This is a genomic window from Streptomyces sp. NPDC059355 (assembly GCF_042752335.1).
GTDB lineage: Bacteria > Actinomycetota > Actinomycetes > Streptomycetales > Streptomycetaceae > Streptomyces.
The window spans coordinates 25,772-42,510 of the sequence record NZ_JBHYXN010000011.1; the positions used below are offsets into that span (position 1 = coordinate 25,772).

At 72.5% G+C, this 16,739-nt stretch carries 14 protein-coding genes; 7 read left to right on the forward strand and 7 right to left on the reverse strand.

Going from position 1 to position 16,739, the window contains the following annotated elements:
- Positions 1 to 108: 108 nt before the first annotated feature.
- Genes ACFXGI_RS13245 through ACFXGI_RS13255 form a run of 3 tightly spaced genes read right to left on the reverse strand, consistent with a single transcriptional unit; the run spans position 109 to position 2,814 of the window.
- Complete coding sequence (locus tag ACFXGI_RS13245) at positions 109 to 1,152, reverse strand: zinc-dependent alcohol dehydrogenase family protein (protein ID WP_384705514.1); 1,044 nt, start codon at positions 1,150 to 1,152, stop codon at positions 109 to 111.
- Between the two features lie 28 nt (positions 1,153 to 1,180).
- The gene (locus tag ACFXGI_RS13250) at positions 1,181 to 1,882 is read right to left on the reverse strand and encodes a lysoplasmalogenase (RefSeq protein WP_384705515.1); all 702 of its coding nucleotides are present in this window, start codon (positions 1,880 to 1,882) and stop codon (positions 1,181 to 1,183) included.
- Positions 1,879 to 2,814 (reverse strand): sterol desaturase family protein, encoded by a 936-nt coding sequence (locus ACFXGI_RS13255; RefSeq protein WP_384705516.1) that lies wholly within the window; start codon positions 2,812 to 2,814, stop codon positions 1,879 to 1,881. The genes ACFXGI_RS13250 and ACFXGI_RS13255 overlap by 4 nt, the downstream gene beginning before the upstream one ends.
- A gap of 114 nt (positions 2,815 to 2,928) precedes the next feature.
- Between ACFXGI_RS13255 and ACFXGI_RS13260 the strand changes: the two genes are divergently transcribed.
- Positions 2,929 to 6,042 carry an NACHT domain-containing protein gene (locus ACFXGI_RS13260; RefSeq protein ID WP_384705517.1) on the forward strand — a complete coding sequence of 1,038 codons (3,114 nt, stop codon included), beginning with the start codon at positions 2,929 to 2,931 and terminating at the stop codon, positions 6,040 to 6,042.
- A 29-nt stretch (positions 6,043 to 6,071) separates the two neighbouring features.
- On the opposite strand, the gene ACFXGI_RS13265 is transcribed toward ACFXGI_RS13260, so the two are convergent.
- From ACFXGI_RS13265 to ACFXGI_RS13280, 4 genes are read right to left on the reverse strand one after another with little or no spacing between them, the layout of a single operon-like run.
- Positions 6,072 to 7,289 (reverse strand): amidohydrolase family protein, encoded by a 1,218-nt coding sequence (locus ACFXGI_RS13265; protein WP_384705518.1) that lies wholly within the window; start codon positions 7,287 to 7,289, stop codon positions 6,072 to 6,074.
- A complete protein-coding gene (locus tag ACFXGI_RS13270) occupies positions 7,289 to 8,581 on the reverse strand; it encodes an amidohydrolase family protein (RefSeq protein ID WP_384705519.1) in 1,293 nt (430 codons plus the stop codon). The genes ACFXGI_RS13265 and ACFXGI_RS13270 overlap by 1 nt, the downstream gene beginning before the upstream one ends.
- Positions 8,582 to 8,600: 19 nt before the next feature.
- A complete protein-coding gene (locus ACFXGI_RS13275; RefSeq protein WP_384705520.1) occupies positions 8,601 to 9,485 on the reverse strand; it encodes an SDR family NAD(P)-dependent oxidoreductase in 885 nt (294 codons plus the stop codon).
- Between the two features lies 1 nt (position 9,486).
- The gene (locus tag ACFXGI_RS13280) at positions 9,487 to 10,284 is read right to left on the reverse strand and encodes an acetoacetate decarboxylase family protein (RefSeq protein WP_384705521.1); all 798 of its coding nucleotides are present in this window, start codon (positions 10,282 to 10,284) and stop codon (positions 9,487 to 9,489) included.
- Positions 10,285 to 10,409: 125 nt separating this feature from the next.
- On the opposite strand from ACFXGI_RS13280, the gene ACFXGI_RS13285 reads away from it, so the two are divergent.
- From ACFXGI_RS13285 to ACFXGI_RS13310, 6 genes are all read left to right on the forward strand, one after another.
- The gene (locus ACFXGI_RS13285) at positions 10,410 to 11,045 is read left to right on the forward strand and encodes a TetR/AcrR family transcriptional regulator (RefSeq protein WP_384705522.1); all 636 of its coding nucleotides are present in this window, start codon (positions 10,410 to 10,412) and stop codon (positions 11,043 to 11,045) included.
- 28 nt (positions 11,046 to 11,073) lie between these two features.
- Positions 11,074 to 13,776 (forward strand): MXAN_6230/SCO0854 family RING domain-containing protein, encoded by a 2,703-nt coding sequence (locus tag ACFXGI_RS13290; protein ID WP_384705523.1) that lies wholly within the window; start codon positions 11,074 to 11,076, stop codon positions 13,774 to 13,776.
- A gap of 43 nt (positions 13,777 to 13,819) precedes the next feature.
- Positions 13,820 to 14,797: a DEDDh family exonuclease gene (locus tag ACFXGI_RS13295; RefSeq protein ID WP_384705759.1), complete on the forward strand. Its 978-nt coding sequence runs from the start codon at positions 13,820 to 13,822 to the stop codon at positions 14,795 to 14,797.
- A 64-nt stretch (positions 14,798 to 14,861) separates the two neighbouring features.
- Complete coding sequence (locus ACFXGI_RS13300; protein WP_078622409.1) at positions 14,862 to 15,095, forward strand: hypothetical protein; 234 nt, start codon at positions 14,862 to 14,864, stop codon at positions 15,093 to 15,095.
- Positions 15,096 to 15,178: 83 nt separating this feature from the next.
- Complete coding sequence (locus ACFXGI_RS13305) at positions 15,179 to 15,973, forward strand: SURF1 family protein (protein WP_384705524.1); 795 nt, start codon at positions 15,179 to 15,181, stop codon at positions 15,971 to 15,973.
- Between the two features lie 10 nt (positions 15,974 to 15,983).
- On the forward strand, positions 15,984 to 16,739 hold the full coding sequence (locus ACFXGI_RS13310) for an SDR family oxidoreductase (protein ID WP_384705525.1): 756 nt from the start codon (positions 15,984 to 15,986) through the stop codon (positions 16,737 to 16,739).

The following is a 16,739-nucleotide window of genomic DNA, read 5'->3' on the forward strand; positions in this document are numbered from 1 at the left end:
GACGCGCCTACGGCGGTCTCGTTGCGGTCCGACGCCCCCGCACGGGCGGGGACGGCCGGGGGCTCTCCGGGGGCCGGCCCCTCCCGCTGTTCAGGACCTTCAGGACCTTCAGGGCTTGATGAGCACCTTCAGCGCGCTGCGGTCGTCCATCGCGCGGTAGCCGTCCGGGACCTCGTCCAGGGACACGGCCCGGTCGAAGACGGGCGCCGGGTCGATCGCGCCGCTCAGCACGTCCTCCAGCAGCTCCGGGATGTACGCGCGCACGGGCGCGACGCCGCCCCGCAGGGTGATGTTGCGGTCGAACATCACACCGAGGTCGAGGCCGGTGCCGCTGCCGTGCGGGACGCCGACGTAGCCGATGGCCCCGCCGTCGCGGGTGATGTTGACGGCGGTGCGCATGGACTGCTCGGTGCCGACGGCCTCGATGACCGCGTGGGCGCCCTGGCCGCCGGTGAGCTCACGGACGGCGGCCTCGGCGGCCTCCCCGCGCTCGGCGACGATGTCGGTGGCCCCGAAGAGCTTGGCGATGTCAGTACGGGCGGTGTGGCGGCCCAGTGCGATGATCCGCTCGGCGCCGAGGCGCTTGGCGGCGAGGACCCCGCACAGGCCGACGGCACCGTCGCCGACGACGGCCACGGTGGAGCCCTTGCGGACGCCGGCGCCGAGCGCGGCGTGGTGCCCGGTGCCCATGACGTCGGAGAGGGCGAGCAGCCCGGTCAGCAGCTGGTCGTCGGAGACGGCCGCGGCGGGCAGCTTCACGAGGGTGCCGTCGGCGTGCGGGACGCGGACGGCCTCGCCCTGGCCGCCGTCGAAGCCGACCGAGCCCCAGAAGCCGCCGTGCACGCAGGAGGTGTACAGGCCCTCGGAGCAGTAGTCGCAGGTGCCGTCGGACCACATGAAGGGGGCGACGACGAGGTCGCCGGCCTTCAGGCCGGACACGGCCGAGCCGGTCTCCTCGACGATGCCGAGGAACTCGTGGCCGATGCGCTGGCCGGGCTGGCGCGCGGCCTCGCCGCGGTAGGCCCACAGGTCGCTGCCGCAGATGCAGGCACGCAGGACGCGGACGACGGCGTCCTCGGGGCGCTGGATCGCAGCGTCGGGCACCTCCTCCACGCGGATGTCGTGCGGGGCGTGGATGACGGTGGCGCGCATGGGTGTGCAGCCCTCCGGATCAGTTGGTTCAGTCTTGTATGACTGTCCTACGGTACGCCTGCGTGGGAGCGGGGAGCGCCCCGGTGGCGAGCAGGTACTGGGCGGCTGCGTAGGTGGCCATGATCCAGAAGTCGGGGCGCGGGAGCTGGGGCCAGTCAGCGACCCCGGTGGCGATCAGGGTGTCGGAGAGCAGGAACAGCGCCCCTCCGAGGCCGGCGCGCAGGCCGAGGGCGCTGGAACGGTAGGCCATGGCGGTGAGCAGCAGGCTGTACCCGGCGACCGGGATCCGCAGGTCGGCCGGCAGGTCCGACCAGAGCAGGGCCACGGTCCCGACGAGCGCGAGGGCGTACGCACCCCCCAGCGCGGGATGCGTCTTCCCGCGGCCGAAGAGCACGAGGTAGCAGACGTGCCCGGCGGCGAAGGAACCCATGCCGACGAGGAAGGCGGGGTCGGCGTCGAAGAGCAGGGCCAGGTCGCCGCCCCACCCGAAGAGCAGGGCCGCGATCAGCAGGCGGGGAGCCTTGCGCGTGATCACGTACGCGACGAGCAGCGGCATCAGCAGCGGCTTGGCGAGGACGTGCCCGAGGTGCCAGCCGGCCAGCAGCGAGCCGAGGTCGAGGGCGGTGGCGACGGCGAAGGCGGCGCGCAGGACGCGGCCGGCGCCCGCCGCATGCTCGGGCACGGGCACGGGCCGCGCCCAGGAGGGCGTACGGGACTCGGTGTCGCTCACGCGGCGTGCTCCGAGGTCTTCGCGGGGGCGGCGGACGCGGTGGAGGCCGGGGCGGCGGACCCGACGGGCTCGACGGCCGGGGCGGCGTCGGCGGCGGCCGGGGCGGCGGGCTGCCAGCCGGGGCCGCGGAAGACGCGTCCGGCGCGCTCGCGCCAGCTGCGGGCGGCGCGGACGTCGCGGGCGATGGCGGCGTACTCGTGGGTGGCGACGCGCAGGGGGTTGTAGGTGTTGATGTTCTTGGTGAGCCCGTAGACGGGCTTGTCGGTCTCACCCACCCAGGAGCCGAACATCCGGTCCCAGACGATCAGGATCCCGCCGAAGTTGCGGTCCAGGTATCCGCCCTGGGAGGCGTGGTGGACGCGGTGGTGGGAGGGGGTGTTGAAGACGTACTCGTAGGGCCGCGGGAGCTTCCCAATGCGCTCGGTGTGGACCCAGAACTGGTAGAGGAGGTTGATCCCGTAGCAGAACGGGATCGCGGCCGGGTGCACGCCGACGGCGACCATCGGAAGGTAGAACCACCAGGTGGTGGCGCTGGTCCAGGGCTGGCGCAGGGCGGTGGTGAGGTTGAAGTTCCGGCTGCTGTGGTGGACGACGTGGCAGGCCCACAGGATGCGGATGACGTGGTGGAGCCGGTGCTGCCAGTAGTAGAGGAAGTCCTGGACCAGCAGCATCAGCAGGACGGTCCACCACAGGAACGGCACGCGCAGCGGGGTCAGTTCGTAGACCGCCGTGAAGACCGCGACGACCGGGAGCTTCCAGAGCAGGTCGAAGCCGATGCTGCCGAGACCCATGGCGACGCTCGTCGCCGCGTCCTTGGTGCCGTAGCCGGCGGCGTCCTCGTCGGGATGGAGCCGGTAGCTCACCACCTCGATGACGGTGAGCAGCACGAAGGCAGGTATGGACCACAGCACGACATCGGGCAGGTTCGGCATGCCCGCACCATAGAGCGGGTTCGGGGGCACCGCTAGGGGTTGTTACCGATCGGTATCCATTGGGGTTACCGGCGGTTCACGCGATAATCTCCGGGCTGGGGGAAGGGTGGGGGGATGACGGGCTTCGAGACGGTTCTCTTACGCGTGGCGGGTACGGCGGCGGGGGCGCTGGTGAAGTCCCTGCTGACCCGGACCCCGGGCGCGGGCCTGACGCCCGACCCGGCCCGCCCGGCCCCGCTCCGGCGCCGCCCGGTGGAGCTCGGCGACCCGGAGATCCGCCGCCTGACGCAAACCCTGGCCTCCCGCATGGGCCCGGTGTGCGGGTCATTGCCGGAGCACGAACGCCGGGCGGCGCTGGACGCGGTGGCCGACGCCTTCACGACACTCGGCCCCTTGACCGCGGACGCCCTGCTCGCGGCGGACCTCGACCCTTCGACCCTGGCCGCGACCCTGCCACCCCCGCCACCGGGCCTGAACGAGGCGGCGGAACGCCTGTACCGCGACCTGATCGCGCTGTGCTGCGAACACGCGGTGGAGTACGTCACGACCCTGCCGGCCTTCGGCGCCCGGACGGACGTGGAACTGGTCCAGCGGACCGGCCGGATCGCCGAGTCCCTGGACGGCATCCGCGATCGGCTGGGCCCAACGCCACGCTCGGAGGCGGCCCGCTTCGAGGAGGCGTACACCCGCTACATCGCCGCCGCGCACGACCGGCTGCACCTGTTCGGCCTCACCCTCAGCCGGACCGACCGGCAGGAGTGGCCGCTGGACCTGGCGTACATCAGCCTGGCCGTCACGGCCGACCGGTCGACCGCCGGGCTACCGGGGCCGCGCCGCGCCCACACGGTCCGGGCGGAGCGGGCGCTCGGCGCGGCACCGCGGGCGCTGTTGCGCGGCCCTGCGGGGTCCGGCAAAAGCACCGTCGTCCAGTACCTCGCTCTCAACTCGGCGCGCCGGAGCTTCGGCCCTGAGCTGGCCGAACTCAACACGTGCGTCCCGTTCGTGCTGCGCCTGCGTTCCTTCCACTCCTCGAACACCCTGCCCGTGCCGGAGGACTGGCTGCGGGCCTCCGGCATTCCGCTGCGCGCCCCCGACGGCTGGACCCATGACCTCCTGGCCAGCGGACGGGCACTGGTGTTGATCGACGGCGTGGACGAGATGCCGCGCCGGCTGCGCAAGCGCACCGGGGAGTGGCTGCGGTCGCTCGTCACCGCCTTCCCGGACGCCCGGTACGTGGTCACCACCCGTCCCTCGGCGGTGCCGGAGGACTGGCTCGCGGGCCAGGGCTTCGTCCCGCACGCCCTGCTGCCGATGGAGCGGGCCGACGTACGGGCCTTCATCACGCACTGGCACGCCTCCGCGAAAGAGGAGTGCGACGAAGAGGAACGGGACCGGCTGGACGCCTACGCCACCTCGCTGGCCCAGGCAGTGGGTGACCGCCGGGATCTCGGGAGGCTGGCGACCAACCCGCTGATGTGCGCCCTGCTGTGCGCGCTGAACCGGGACCGGCGGATGCAGCTGCCGCGGGCCCGCAAGGAGCTGTACGACGCGGCCCTGGACATGCTGCTCGTACGCCGGGACATCGAGCGGGAGATCGACGGGGTGGAAGGGGTGTACCTGTCGCGGGACGAACAGACCGCGCTGCTCCAGCGGCTGGCGTACTGGCTGATCCGCAACGGTCATCTCGAGGCCGGCTACGACGAGGCCGTGCAGATGATCGACACCTGGCTGGATGCCATGCCCCAGGTCCGGGAACAGGCCGATGCCGCCCAGGTCTTCTTTCACCTGCTCATCCGCAGCGGCCTGCTGATCGAACCGGCCCCGGGCACGGTCGTGTTCGTGCACCGCACCTTCCAGGACTACCTGGGTGCGAAGGCGGCGGTCGAGTCCCGGGACTTCGGGGTACTGGTGGGCAACGCGCACGACGACAGCTGGGAGGACGTGGTCCGGATGTCGGTCGGACACGCCCGGCCCGACGAACGCGCCCGATTGTTGAGAGGGTTGCTCGGCCGGGCCGACGGGTCGCCGGAGCAGAGCGGTCGCCTGGTGCTGCTCGCGGCCACCTGCCTTGAACACGCTCCGGAACTGGCCCCGGAGGTCCGGGAGGCGGTCACGTCCCGGACGGCCGCACTCCTTCCGCCGCAGAGTTCGGCTCAAGCCCAGCAACTGGCCAAGGCAGGTGAGCTGGTGCTCGACCTGCTGCCTCCTCCGGACGGCCTGGCGGACCGGGAGGCCGCAGCGACCGTGTTGACCGCCGCTCTGCTCGGCGGTTCACGGGCACTGTCCGTGGTGGCACGGTTCCGGCACCGTACCGGGTACGAGGTCTGCAGCGAACTCTCCGACGCCTGGGGCAGGTTCCCCTTGACCGAATACGCCGCGGAGGTGCTGGCGGACGCCACGCTGGGGGACGCACAGCTGGCCGTCGGTACGGGCGAGCGCATCGGAGCCCTCCCGGGGCTCCGGCGGATCAAGAACGTCCACCTCCAGGGGGACTACGGCATCCCGGCAGAGCTGACCGGCATGAAACAGCTCGAGGGGCTGACGATCCGGGCCAACAACGTCAGCGACCTCTCACCCCTGGCCGCTCTGCCCGCCCTCGCACGTCTGACCCTCGTCTACTGCCCGCGGCTCACCACGCTCGGGCCGCTGAGGGAACTCCCGCTGGAATCACTCACCCTGTCCATGATGCGCCAAGACCTGTCCCTGGAATCGCTCGGGGAACTGACCGCGCTGCGCCAGCTGACCCTGGACACGCGGATCGCGGGCGACCGGGTGAGCGGGATCCCGGCAACACCGGATCTTCGTGCGCTACACCTGCTCGACAGGTCCGAGCCCCTCGTCGTCGACAGCCTCGAACGGTGGCCCGGTCTAAAGGACCTCATCCTGCAGGGCCGGCACCTGATCGACCAGTTCCTCCGGCTCCCGAAGGTGCCGCCGCTGAGCACCCTCGACCTGGTGCACCATCCAGCTCTGTGCGCCCGGGACCTCGCACGGTTCGACCGGCTGCGGAGCCTGCACACGATCGGCTGCGCCTTCTCGGGGAGCCTGGAGCCGCTGGCCTCGCTGCCCCGCCTTTCCTTCCTCAGCCTGGGCAACGGGGGCGGTCCGCCGATCGACCTGTCCCCGCTGGCAGCTCTGGACGGCCTGACCATCGAGATCGGGGAAGGAACGGACGTCACCGGTACGGAAGCCCTCCCGCCGGAGCGGCTCCGGGTCCGACGACCCTGAGCCGCCCCGGCGGCGGGCGGGGTCCGGGGCTACCAGATGCGGACCGAGCCGCCTCTGGCGAAGGCCGGGCTGGTGGCTTCCGGGGGGACCTCCTTCAGGGGCTCGGCTATGTCCGAGACCAGGGGGCCGTGTACCGCGGCTATCGGGTCAAGCAGGTTCAGGTCGAAACCGTAGACGCGGGCCGCGTTGCCGCCCGCCATCGCCGCCACCTCGTCCCTCGGGAGGCCCGCGTAGGCGATGCGGAGGCCTTCGCGGGAGAACGGGGTGGTGCCCTCGTCGTGGGGGTAGTCGCTGCCCCACATGATCTTGTCGAGGCCGATCCGGTCCCGCAGCGGGACCTCGTGGGGGCGCATGAAGCTGGCCCCCACGAAGCAGTTGTCCCGCCAGACCTCGCTCGGGCCCTTGCCCATCGCCTCCGCCAGGCCCGCCCCGAATTTCGATTCGGCCGTGGCCGACGCAGCGACCAGGCGCCCGTGGTAGTAGTCCAGCATCTCCATCACCCCCGGGATCCAGCCCGAGCCCTGCTCCGTCAGGACCAGCTTCAGGCCGGGGTGGCGGCGGAACGCCCCGCCGAAGATGAGGTGCCACAGGGCCCGGTGCGAGAACCAGGTCGTCTCCACCATGAAGACCGCCCGCGCGGCCGGCTCGTCGCCGAGCGGCGGCGACGCCGAGCCGCCGTGGTGGTTGACCGGGACGTCCAGCTCGTCGCACACCGCCCAGATCGGGTCGTACGCGGCCGAGTACAGCTCGGGGACCGACGAGCCGGGCGGGACGCCGGGCAGCAGGATGCCGCCCGTCAGGCCGGCTTCGCGGGTGCGGCGGATCTCCTCGACCGCCGCGTCCACGTCGTTGAGCAGGATCTGGACCACGCCCGCCCGCCGCCCCGGCGCGTCCGCGCAGAAGTCCGTCAGCCAGCGGTTGTGCGCCTGGAGCCCCGCCCAGCGCATCGTGTACTCCGCGGCCGTCGGCGGCTGCGCCATCAGCGAGGCCTTGGGGAAGAAGGGCGGGATCGTGTTCGGGAAGACCACCTCCGCCACGATGCCGTCCGCCTCCAGCTCGGAGAGCCGGCGCGCCGAGTTCCAGTTGCGGTCCGCCGTGTCCGCGAGGAGGTCCTCGTACGGGTTCACGTACGTGGCGGCCCAGGCGTCGAACTCCTCGTGGTACCGCTTCTCCAGGTACGGCTTGTAGTCCAGCAGGTCCGCGCCCGCATGGCAGTCCGCCGAGATGACCGTGTACCGGTCCGCCATCAGTTCACCCCCAGGACCGGGAAGTCCCCGCCCGTCAGCCAGTGGCGGCCCGTCTCCCGCGAGCGGGCCCACGAAGCCTCCACCGACGCCTGGTCGGCCGGCTGGCCCAGCTCCGCCGGGGTCGGGCCGATCCGCCGGGCGATGGGGGCCAGCTTCCCGGTGTCGAAGCCGAAGACGTCCGCCGCCGCCAGCCCCAGCATCCGCCGGGTCTCGCCGACCGGGATGTCGTGGAAGGTGTTCTTCAGCCAGCTCCGGGTGTTCGGCCAGGTCCCCTCGGGGTGCGGGAAGTCCGAGCCCCACAGGATGTTGTCCACGCCGATCTCGTACCGCTGGGCCAGCTCGCGCCGCTTGGTGTTCGTCGCGCAGACGAACACCTGGCGGTCCAGGTACTCGCTCGGCGGGCGCTTCAGCTCCTCGAACGGGGACAGCTTCTTGCCGCCGTGCGCGCCGAGGTAGAGCCGGTCCATGAACCACAGCTGGTTCGGCAGCCACCAGCAGCCCGACTCGGCGACGCCGAACCGCAGCCCCGGGTGCCGCTCGAAGACCCCGGACCAGAGCAGGAACCACAGCGGACGGGCCGGCCACCACGTGACTTCGGAGACGAAGATGCCCAGGTGGTTCCCGTACTCGTGGCGCGGCGAGGACCCCGAGTGGGTGACGATCGGCATCCGCGTCTCGGCGGCGGCCGCCCACACCGGGTCGTAGCGGCGGTCGTGGTACGGCGCCTTGTCCACCCACATCGCGGGGATCATCAGCGCGCCGAGCCCCGACTCCTTGGCCCGGTATATCTCGGCGACGACCTCTCTCGGCTCGCCCGTGATGGGCAGCAGGGCGACCCCGCAGTGCCGCTCGGGGGTCTCGGAGACGAACTCCGCCAGCCAGCGGTTGTGCGCCTGTGCGCCCGCCATGCCGAGCTCGGGGTCCTGGTCGCCGGAGAGCCCGAGGCCCACCCCGAAGGGGGCGGCGGTCTGGCTGTCCACGGCGTCGGCGTCGGGGAAGACGACCTCGGCGGCGACCCCGTCACCGTCGAGCTCCTTCAGGCGCTGCCCCGTGTCCCAGCCGCCCCGCAGGCCTTCCTCGTGATCGTGGAACCACTTCTCGGCGAAGGCCTCGTTGCGGACGCCCAGCTTCGTGGCCTCGGCGCGGCGGGCGTCGCGCTGGCCCAGGAACTCGTCGAACCGGGGGTGGAAGCGGGAGTCGAGGTACGGGCGGTACCGCTCGGTGGGCAGTCCCGCGTGACAGTCGGAGGAGATGATCAGGTACGGGTCTTCGTACGCGCTGCTGTCGGTCAACGGTCGCTCCTCAGGCGAGTCAGTCGAGGATGAAGCTCTCCAGGTAGGCGGGGTCGGCGCGGTCGAGCATCGACTGCGACCGGGCGCGGATCTGCCGGTCGCTGTGCTCGCTCGCCGGGAGCATCCAGAAGCGGTCGGCGCGGATGCCTTCGACGACGTGCTCGGCGACCTCCTCGACCGGGGTGAACTCCACCTCGTGGCCGGCCTGCTTCATGGCGGCCTCGTACTGGTCGAGACTGCGGTACGGGGTCTTGCGCGGCCGCTGCTTCGCGTACCGCTCGGGCCGGTTGCGGTGCGACTCCCACAGTCCGGTGCGCAGCATGTGCGGTCCGGGGAAGAGGACGGAGGCTCCGACGGCCGCGCGCTCCGCCTTGAGGTGGGCGTACAGCGATTCGGTCATGGTGACCACGGCCGCCTTGGTGACGGCGTAGACGGAGGCGGTGGGCAGCGGGGCGATGCCGCCGTCGCCGGAGGAGGTGTTGACGACGTGGCCGGGGCCGCCGCCAGCGATCATGCGCGGGACGAAGGCCTGGATGCCGTGGAAGACGCCCCAGACGTTGACGGAGAAGGCCCATTTCCAGTCGTTGGGCTCGTGCTCCCACATCCGGCCCTCGGCTCCGGAGCCGACTCCGGCGTTGTTGCAGAGCACGTGTACGGCGCCGAAGGTCTCGTACGCGGCGTCGGCGAGGGCGATGACGGAGTCGCGGTCGCTGACGTCGACGAGCCGGGCCATCACCCGGGCGCCGTCGGCGGTCAGCTCGTCGGCGGCCTTGTGCAGGGCCGCCTCCTCCACGTCGGCGAGGACGACCTTCAGCCCCTCGGCCGCGAAACGGCGGGCCATCGCGAGCCCGATGCCGCCGGCGGCGCCGGTGACGACGGCCACCTGTCCGGGTTCGAGCCGCATGTCACACGCTCCCCTCGGGAGGGCCGTCGAGGATCTGCATCGGGTCGTCGTAGCGCTGGTGGATGTACGGGAGGAGGGCCTGGGCGCTGACGCGCTCGACGACGCGGCCCTTCTGGTCGGTGGTCTTCTCGCCGATGGTGATCTCCACGATCCGGCGTACGGGGAGGTCGGCGACGGGGTCGAACATCGACTCGCGCAGGACCACGTCACCGGTCACGTGCTCCAGCTTGCGGACCTTCTCGTTGCGGGTGACGTGGACGAGCACCGGGTCGGCGTCGAAACCCGAACCGTCCACCGCCGGGAGGAACTTGAAGTAGAAGTCGGTCTTGGCGGCGGGCTCGGGCAGTGGCAGTTCGCGGTCCACCGCCCCGCGCACCTCCACGAAGGCGATCCCGTGCCGGGCCAGGGTGGCCCTTACGACGAGCCCGTCGCGCTCAAGGTCGACCTCGCCCAGCTTCTTCGGCTCGCCGAAGACCTCGCGGCCGCCGATCAGCGCCCGCTCGAGGGTCATCGGCATGACCAGCGGGTACCAGCCCTCGACCCCGCCGTGCTGCGCGGCGACGGCCACCGAGCCGGCGCCCAGGGGATAGCCGGGCAGGTCGACCTTGCTGATGTTGGCCCGTACCAGGGGCCGCTCGGCGGGCTTGAGCGGCGGCGGCAGGACCGCCGCCACCACGTCCGGGTCGCTCTCCCAGACCGCCACCACACCGGTGGACCAGATGTCGGGGAGCTTGGCGCTCTTCTCGCGCGACGCCGTGATCTCGGCCTCGGTGCGCGCTCCGTACCGTACGCGTGCCATGTCTCGCACCATCCCTCGTCCTTGAGCGGATCGGTTCTGTAACACAGTTACACCGCCACCGATGAAGGGTAAAGACCCCTGCACGGACCAGAATTGACGATCCGACAGATTGGCGGGAGACGGCCATGGCCAGAACCACGCTCACCCGTGACGAGGTGCTGGCGGCGGCCGCCTCCCTGGTCAGGCAGCACGGCCCGGCGGCCCTCACCATGCGCAGACTCGCCGCCGAGCTCGATACGGCGGTGACCTCCATCTACTGGCACGTCGGCAACCGCGAATCGCTGCTCGACGCCCTCGTGGAGCGGACCGTCCAGGAGATGGGGGCGATACGGCCGGCCGGCCGCACCCCCGTCGAACGGATCCTGTCCGTGGCCCGGACCCTGCGCCGCGAACTGCGCGAGCGGCCGCACCTGATCGCGATGGTCCACGAACGCGGGCTCACCGAGCGGATGTTCCTGCCCGCCCAGCAGGCCCTGGTCCACGAGGTGCACGCGGCCGGGCTGCGCGGGGCGCGGGCCGCCGATGCCGTGCGCGCGGTCCAGTTCCAGATCGTCGGGTACCTCCTCGTGGAGCGCAATCGCGAGCGCTCCCCCGCCCAGTCCCCCGCCGAGAGCGACCTCTGGGACCCTTCCGCGGCTCCCGACGACCCCGAGCTCGCCCGCGCCCTCGCCCGCCCCGCCGACCCGGAGCGCTTGTTCCTGCTCTCCCTGCGCGCCCTCGTCCGCTCCCTGCTGGCAGCACCGAACCCGCCCCCGCGGTAAATCGCTTTGCGGCCCCCGGGGTCCATGGTTGTATCGGCTGCGCGGGGGCGGCTCCGCGACGTGCTTCCTTCTCATCCTTCTGACACCCGTAGCGCGTCCCCTCTCCGCCCCCGCCCCACACCCTTTCCGGTTCCGGAGGAATCCCCCTTTTGCCCGAGCTGTCGACCGTCCTGTTGCGCCGTCTGCACACCGTCTACGTCGACCAGGCCGGGCCCCGCCCGGGCGATCCGCCGAGGGCCTGACGGCCCTGGAGGCCGAACTCCTCGACCGCGGCTACGCCCTCACGGGCCCCCTGCGTTCGGCGCTCGCCTGGCTCGGGCCCGCCGGACTCGCCGCCGCAGGAAAACAGCTGGTCAAGGACATCGACATCCTGCTGGGCGCCGACCGCACCCACATCCCGCTCTTCCGCTCGTTCCCCGCCTCGGTACCGGACGACACCCACGCCCTGTGGACCGAACGCGTGCTCACGCTGCTCCTGCAGTGGCCGGACCAGCCGTGCGTACTGTGCGCGACCGTCGGCGCCGTCCACCCCGTCGCACCCTGCGCCCACCTCGTCTGCCGCACCTGCTGGGACGGGGCCGACTACGCGGGCTGCCCGATCTGCCACCGCCGGATCGACCCCGCCGACCCGTTCCTTCGGCCGTCACCGCCGCACGACGACGCTCCCCCCGGGGGCGGCCCGCTGCGGCTGCTGGCCTTCGGCGCCGACCTCGCCGCCGACGCCGTCACCGCGCTCGGCAAGCTCCTCGCCCGCCGCACCCCGCTCTCGGCCCAGGACACCGAGGAGGCCCGGGTCCTCCTCGCGCACGCCCCGGCCGCGCTCGACTGGCTGCCCGACGCCATCCCCGTACGGGAGACCAAGGCCCTGGTGCTCGGCACCCTGCTGCGTGAGCGCCGCACCCGGGAGGGCGTACGGGCCCTGCTGCCCGAGCGGCTCACCACCGCCACCGACGTCCTGCGGCTGCTCGCCGTCTGGTCCGGCGGCGAGGCGGACCTCCTGGCACCGCCGCGGCTGCGCTCCCTGCCGCGCGCGCTGCGGCGCGAGCTGCTCGCCGTACTGGACGCCCTCGATCCGGGGCTGCTCGTCGAGGACGTCCTGCGCCACCCCGACCCCTGGAAGCGCGCCGCGGAGGTCCTGCACCCCTTCGAGCGGTACGCGCACCACCCGCGCACCGCGCTCGCCTTCGCCGTCCTGCGCGGGACCGACACCTCCGGGCCCGGGCTCGGCGCCGCTCTGCGGGCGACCGCCGCCGCGCACCCGCAGGCCGTACGGGTCGACGGTGCGCGCCTGCGCCCGGCCACCTGGACCGGGCGCGCCGAGGAAGCCCTGCGCGCCGGCGATCCGGACGCGGCCCTGGCCGTGCTCGCCGAGCGGCCCGGCGAACTCGTACGGCGGCTCGACCACCTGCTGCGGCTGTACGCGGCCGAGGCCCTGCCCGGGCGGGTGGCGCGGGTGCTGGCCGACCGGCTGCCGAAGGCGGGCCCCGGGCCCGTGCTCGCCGCGCTCGGGCGGCTGCGGATCCGCCATCTGCCCGGCACCCGGCGGGTGTTCTTCCCGCGCGGCCAGGTCGCGCACTCGTACACCCGGGACGAGGACCGGGCGCCGCTGGCCGAGGCGGTGACCCGCTCGGTGTGCGAGCTGTTCGAGCGCGAGCTGCTGCGCCGGCTGGCCGCGGCGGACCCGTACGAGGCGGCGGTGCTCGACTCCCGGCTCGCCCACCTCCATGTGCCCTCCGCCGAGCGGGCGGCGGCCAAGGCGCTGGTCACGGTACCCAAGGGAAGTTTCCAGGCACTGCCCGGCGGCGATGTGCTGCGGATGTTCCTGCACTGGATGGAGCCGCCGAAGAAGCGGGTGGACCTGGACCTGTCCGTGGTCCTGTTCGACTCCGACTGGAACTACGCGGGCCTGTGCGACTTCACGAACCTGGTCTACGGCGAGGGAGCCGTCGTCCACTCCGGGGACCTCACCTCCGCCCCCGCGCCCCGCGGCGCGAGCGAGTACGTGGACATCGACCTGGACCGGCTCGCCGACACCGGGGTGCGCTTCGCCATGCCCGTGGTCTTCAGCTACAACAACATCCCCTTCGAGCTGCTGCCCGACGCCTTCGCCGGGTTCATGGCCCTGCCCCACAGCTCCGGGCGCACCTCCCGCTTCGATCCGCGGACCGTGCGCCAGCGCTACGACCTGGCCGGGAACTCCCGGATCCACGTTCCGCTCCTCGTCGACCTGGAACGGCGCGGGTTCCTGTGGACGGACGTGCACCTGCCGGACGACGAGGGCTACCACAGTGTGTGGGCGCACCAGGAGGACCTGGCCCGCATCGGCCGCGACCTGTTCACCTACTTCTCGACGGGCCGCACCACCCTGTGGGAGCTCGCGGCGTGGCACGCGGCCGCGCGCTGCCCCGAGGTGCTCGTCCTGCGGCGCACCCCGCGGCCGAGCGACCCGGACGAGCTCTGGACGTACCGGCGGGGCGCGGACGAGGACGCCGTCGCCTTCGCCTCCCGGCTGGTCGGGCTGCGCGATCCGGACGTCCGGCGGTCGGCGGAGGACGTCGACGCCCTCGCGGGCGCCGCGGCCTCGGGGAAGTCGGTGTTCCTCGCGCTGGTCGAGGGCGATGTGGCGCCGGCCGGGGCCGGCGGGTCCGCATACCGGCTGCTGCCGGGGCCCGTTGACGGCTGCGGGCTCGAACAGCTCTCGGCGGGCGACCTCGTGACGGCACTGGGGTGAGGGTCCGCGGGGCACCGGGTGTCGGTGTGTGCCGATATCCTCTGTGACCATGCTCGACGACCGTACGACCGCAGAGACGACGTGGCCGACCGCGTACCCAGGGGGGTACGCGGTCGTCGACGTGGAGACGACCGGGCTCGCTCGCGACGACCGGATAATCTCCGCCGCCGTCTACCGGCTCGACGCGCAGGGCAATGTCGAGGACCACTGGTACACCCTGGTCAACCCGCAGCGGGACCCGGGCCCGGTCTGGATCCACGGACTCACCAGCGACATGCTCCAGGACGCGCCGCTCTTCAAGGACATCGCCGAGGAGTTCGCGGGCCGGCTCGCGGACCGGGTGCTCGTCGCGCACAACGCCATGTTCGACTGGCAGATGATCGCCCGGGAGTACGCACGGGCCGCCGAGACCGCACCGGTCCGTCAGCGGCTGTGCACCATCGCCCTGTCGAAGGAACTGAACCTCCCGCTGCCCAACCACAAGCTGGAGTCCCTCGCCGCACACTTCGGCGTGGTCCAGCAGCGCGCCCACCACGCCCTCGACGACGCCCGCGTACTCGCTGAGGCGTTCCGTCCGTCGCTGCACGCCGCCGCGCGGGACGGCGTACGGCTGCCCCTGCTGGAGTGCCGGCCGCTGACGGAGTGGTCGGACTCCCCCGTCACCCCGCGGATCGGCCAGCAGGCGTCGTACGGCAGCAACAGCTGGCGGCCCTCGCGCAAGCGGCCGCCGTGCCCGCACCCGAACCCGGGGCGCTTCGAGGACGGCAAACCGCTGAAACAGGGCATGCGGATCGCCTTCTCGGGTGACACCTCGGTGGACCGGGAGCTGCTGGAGGACCGGGCCGTCGAGGCGGGGCTGCACGTCGCGACGAGTGTGTCGCGGCTCACGAGCCTGCTCGTGACGAACGACCCCGACTCGGCCACCTCCAAGACGGTCAAGGCGAAGTCCTTCGGTACGCCGGTGGTCGACGAGGCGGCGTTCACCCAACTGCTGCGGGACGTGGCTGCGGCAGACGGGTGAGCGTCGGGCGACTCGCCCGGCACCCGCTTTCCCGTCCCGCCCGTCGGGTCCCACCCTGTGGCGCATGGCACGTTGTGAGGTCTGCGGAAACGATTACGGCATGTCCTTCGAGGTGCACGCGCAGGGCAGCGTGCACGTCTTCGACTGCTTCTCCTGCGCCATCCACCGCATGGCGCCCATCTGCGAGCACTGCCGGGTGCAGATCATCGGACAGGGCGTCGAGGTCGAGGGCCAGTGGTACTGCGGGGCGCACTGCGCCCGCGCGGAGGGGAAGGTGGGCATCGTCGACCGCGTGTGACCCTCCTCTCCCTCTCGCCCCTCCCGACCCCGGACGGCCACCCGGCCGCCGGGGTCTTCCCGGCTGGGGGTACCGTCGTGGGCGTGTACCGCTTTGTGCTGACCCGGCGATGGGTGTGCCTCACCCTCATCGCCCTCGCCCTCATCCCCGCGATGATCAAGCTGGGGTTCTGGCAGTACCACCGCCATGAGCACCGGGTCGCACAGAACGAGCTGATCGCGGCGAACCTGTCCGCGAAGCCGGTACCGATGACCGAGGCGACCTCCCCCGGCCACCAGGTCCCGCGCGCCGACTTCTGGCGCGCCGTCACCGCCACCGGCACGTACGACTCCGCGCACGAGGTCGTCGTCCGGATGCGCACCGACAACGACGACAAGGTCGGCTTCCACGTCCTGACCCCGCTGGTGCTCGCCGACGGCCGGGTGGTCCTGGTCAACCGCGGCTGGGTGGCGGGCGGCGACGACCCGCGCGCGTACCCGCCCGTGCCGACGGCGCCCTCGGGCGAGGTGACCGTCACCGGGCGGCTGAAGGCCGACGAGACGAGCGGCGGCAGCGGCATCAAGGACCGCAAGGGCCTGCCGGACCGCCAGGTGATGCTGATCAACAGCGCCCGGCAGGCGGAGTACCTGGGCAAGCCCGTCCTCGGCGGCTACATGGAGCTCACCGCTCCGGCCCCGGCGGGCGGCAGCCCCGAGCCGATCGCCGATCCCGACCACGACTCGATCGGCCCGCACATGGCGTACGCCGTGCAGTGGTGGCTGTTCGCCGCGGCGGTGCCGGTGGGCTGGCTGGTCCTCGTACGGCGCGAGAAGCGCGACCGGGCCGCAGCCGCAGCCGCCGGCGCCACCCCCGAGCGGGAGCCTGCGCCCACGGCGTAGCGTGTCGGGCATGGATCTTGGACTGAAGGACCGTGTCTACGTCGTCACCGGAGCCACCCGCGGCCTGGGCTACGCCTCGGCGCGCGAACTGGCGGCGGACGGCGCGAAGGTGATCGTGACGGGCCGCGACGCGGCGCGCGCCGCCGAGGCGGCCGCCTCACTGGGTCCGAACGCCGTGGGCCTCGCCGCGGACAATGCCGACCCGCAGTCGGCGGCCGCGCTCGTCGCCGCCGCGAAGGAACGCTTCGGCCGTCTCGACGGCATCCTCATCAGCGTCGGCGGCCCCGCCCCCGGTTCGGCGGCGAGCAACACCGACGAGCAGTGGGCGGCGGCGTTCGAGTCGGTCTTCCTGGGGGCGGTACGCCTGGCCCGCGCGGCGGCGGCCGAGCTGGGCGAGGGCGGGGTCATCGGCTTCGTCCTGTCGGGCTCGGTCCACGAGCCGATCCCGGGCCTGACGATCTCCAACGGGCTGCGGCCGGGGCTGGCCGGCTTCGCCAAGTCCCTGTCGGTGGAGCTCGGACCGCGCGGCGTCCGCGTGGTCGGACTGCTGCCGGCCAGGATCGACACCGACCGCGTCCGCGAGCTCGACGCCCTGTCGGGCGACGCGGCGGCGGCCCGCACGGCCAACGAATCCGGCATTCCGCTGCGGCGCTACGGCACCCCGGAGGAGTTCGGCCGCTCGGCGGCGTTCCTGCTGTCGCCCGCGGCCTCGTACCTTACCGGCATCATGCTCCCGGTCGACGGCGGCTCCCGCCACGGCTTCTGA

Coding starts and splice junctions, on each gene's coding strand:
- ACFXGI_RS13255 (WP_384705516.1), bottom strand. CDS start 2,814: ATGCCGAACCTGCCCGATGTCGTGCTGTGGTCCATACCTGCCTTCGTG.
- ACFXGI_RS13245 (WP_384705514.1), bottom strand. CDS start 1,152: ATGCGCGCCACCGTCATCCACGCCCCGCACGACATCCGCGTGGAGGAG.
- ACFXGI_RS13285 (WP_384705522.1), top strand. CDS start 10,410: ATGGCCAGAACCACGCTCACCCGTGACGAGGTGCTGGCGGCGGCCGCC.
- ACFXGI_RS13310 (WP_384705525.1), top strand. CDS start 15,984: ATGGATCTTGGACTGAAGGACCGTGTCTACGTCGTCACCGGAGCCACC.
- ACFXGI_RS13260 (WP_384705517.1), top strand. CDS start 2,929: ATGACGGGCTTCGAGACGGTTCTCTTACGCGTGGCGGGTACGGCGGCG.
- ACFXGI_RS13300 (WP_078622409.1), top strand. CDS start 14,862: ATGGCACGTTGTGAGGTCTGCGGAAACGATTACGGCATGTCCTTCGAG.
- ACFXGI_RS13280 (WP_384705521.1), bottom strand. CDS start 10,284: ATGGCACGCGTACGGTACGGAGCGCGCACCGAGGCCGAGATCACGGCG.
- ACFXGI_RS13275 (WP_384705520.1), bottom strand. CDS start 9,485: ATGCGGCTCGAACCCGGACAGGTGGCCGTCGTCACCGGCGCCGCCGGC.
- ACFXGI_RS13265 (WP_384705518.1), bottom strand. CDS start 7,289: ATGGCGGACCGGTACACGGTCATCTCGGCGGACTGCCATGCGGGCGCG.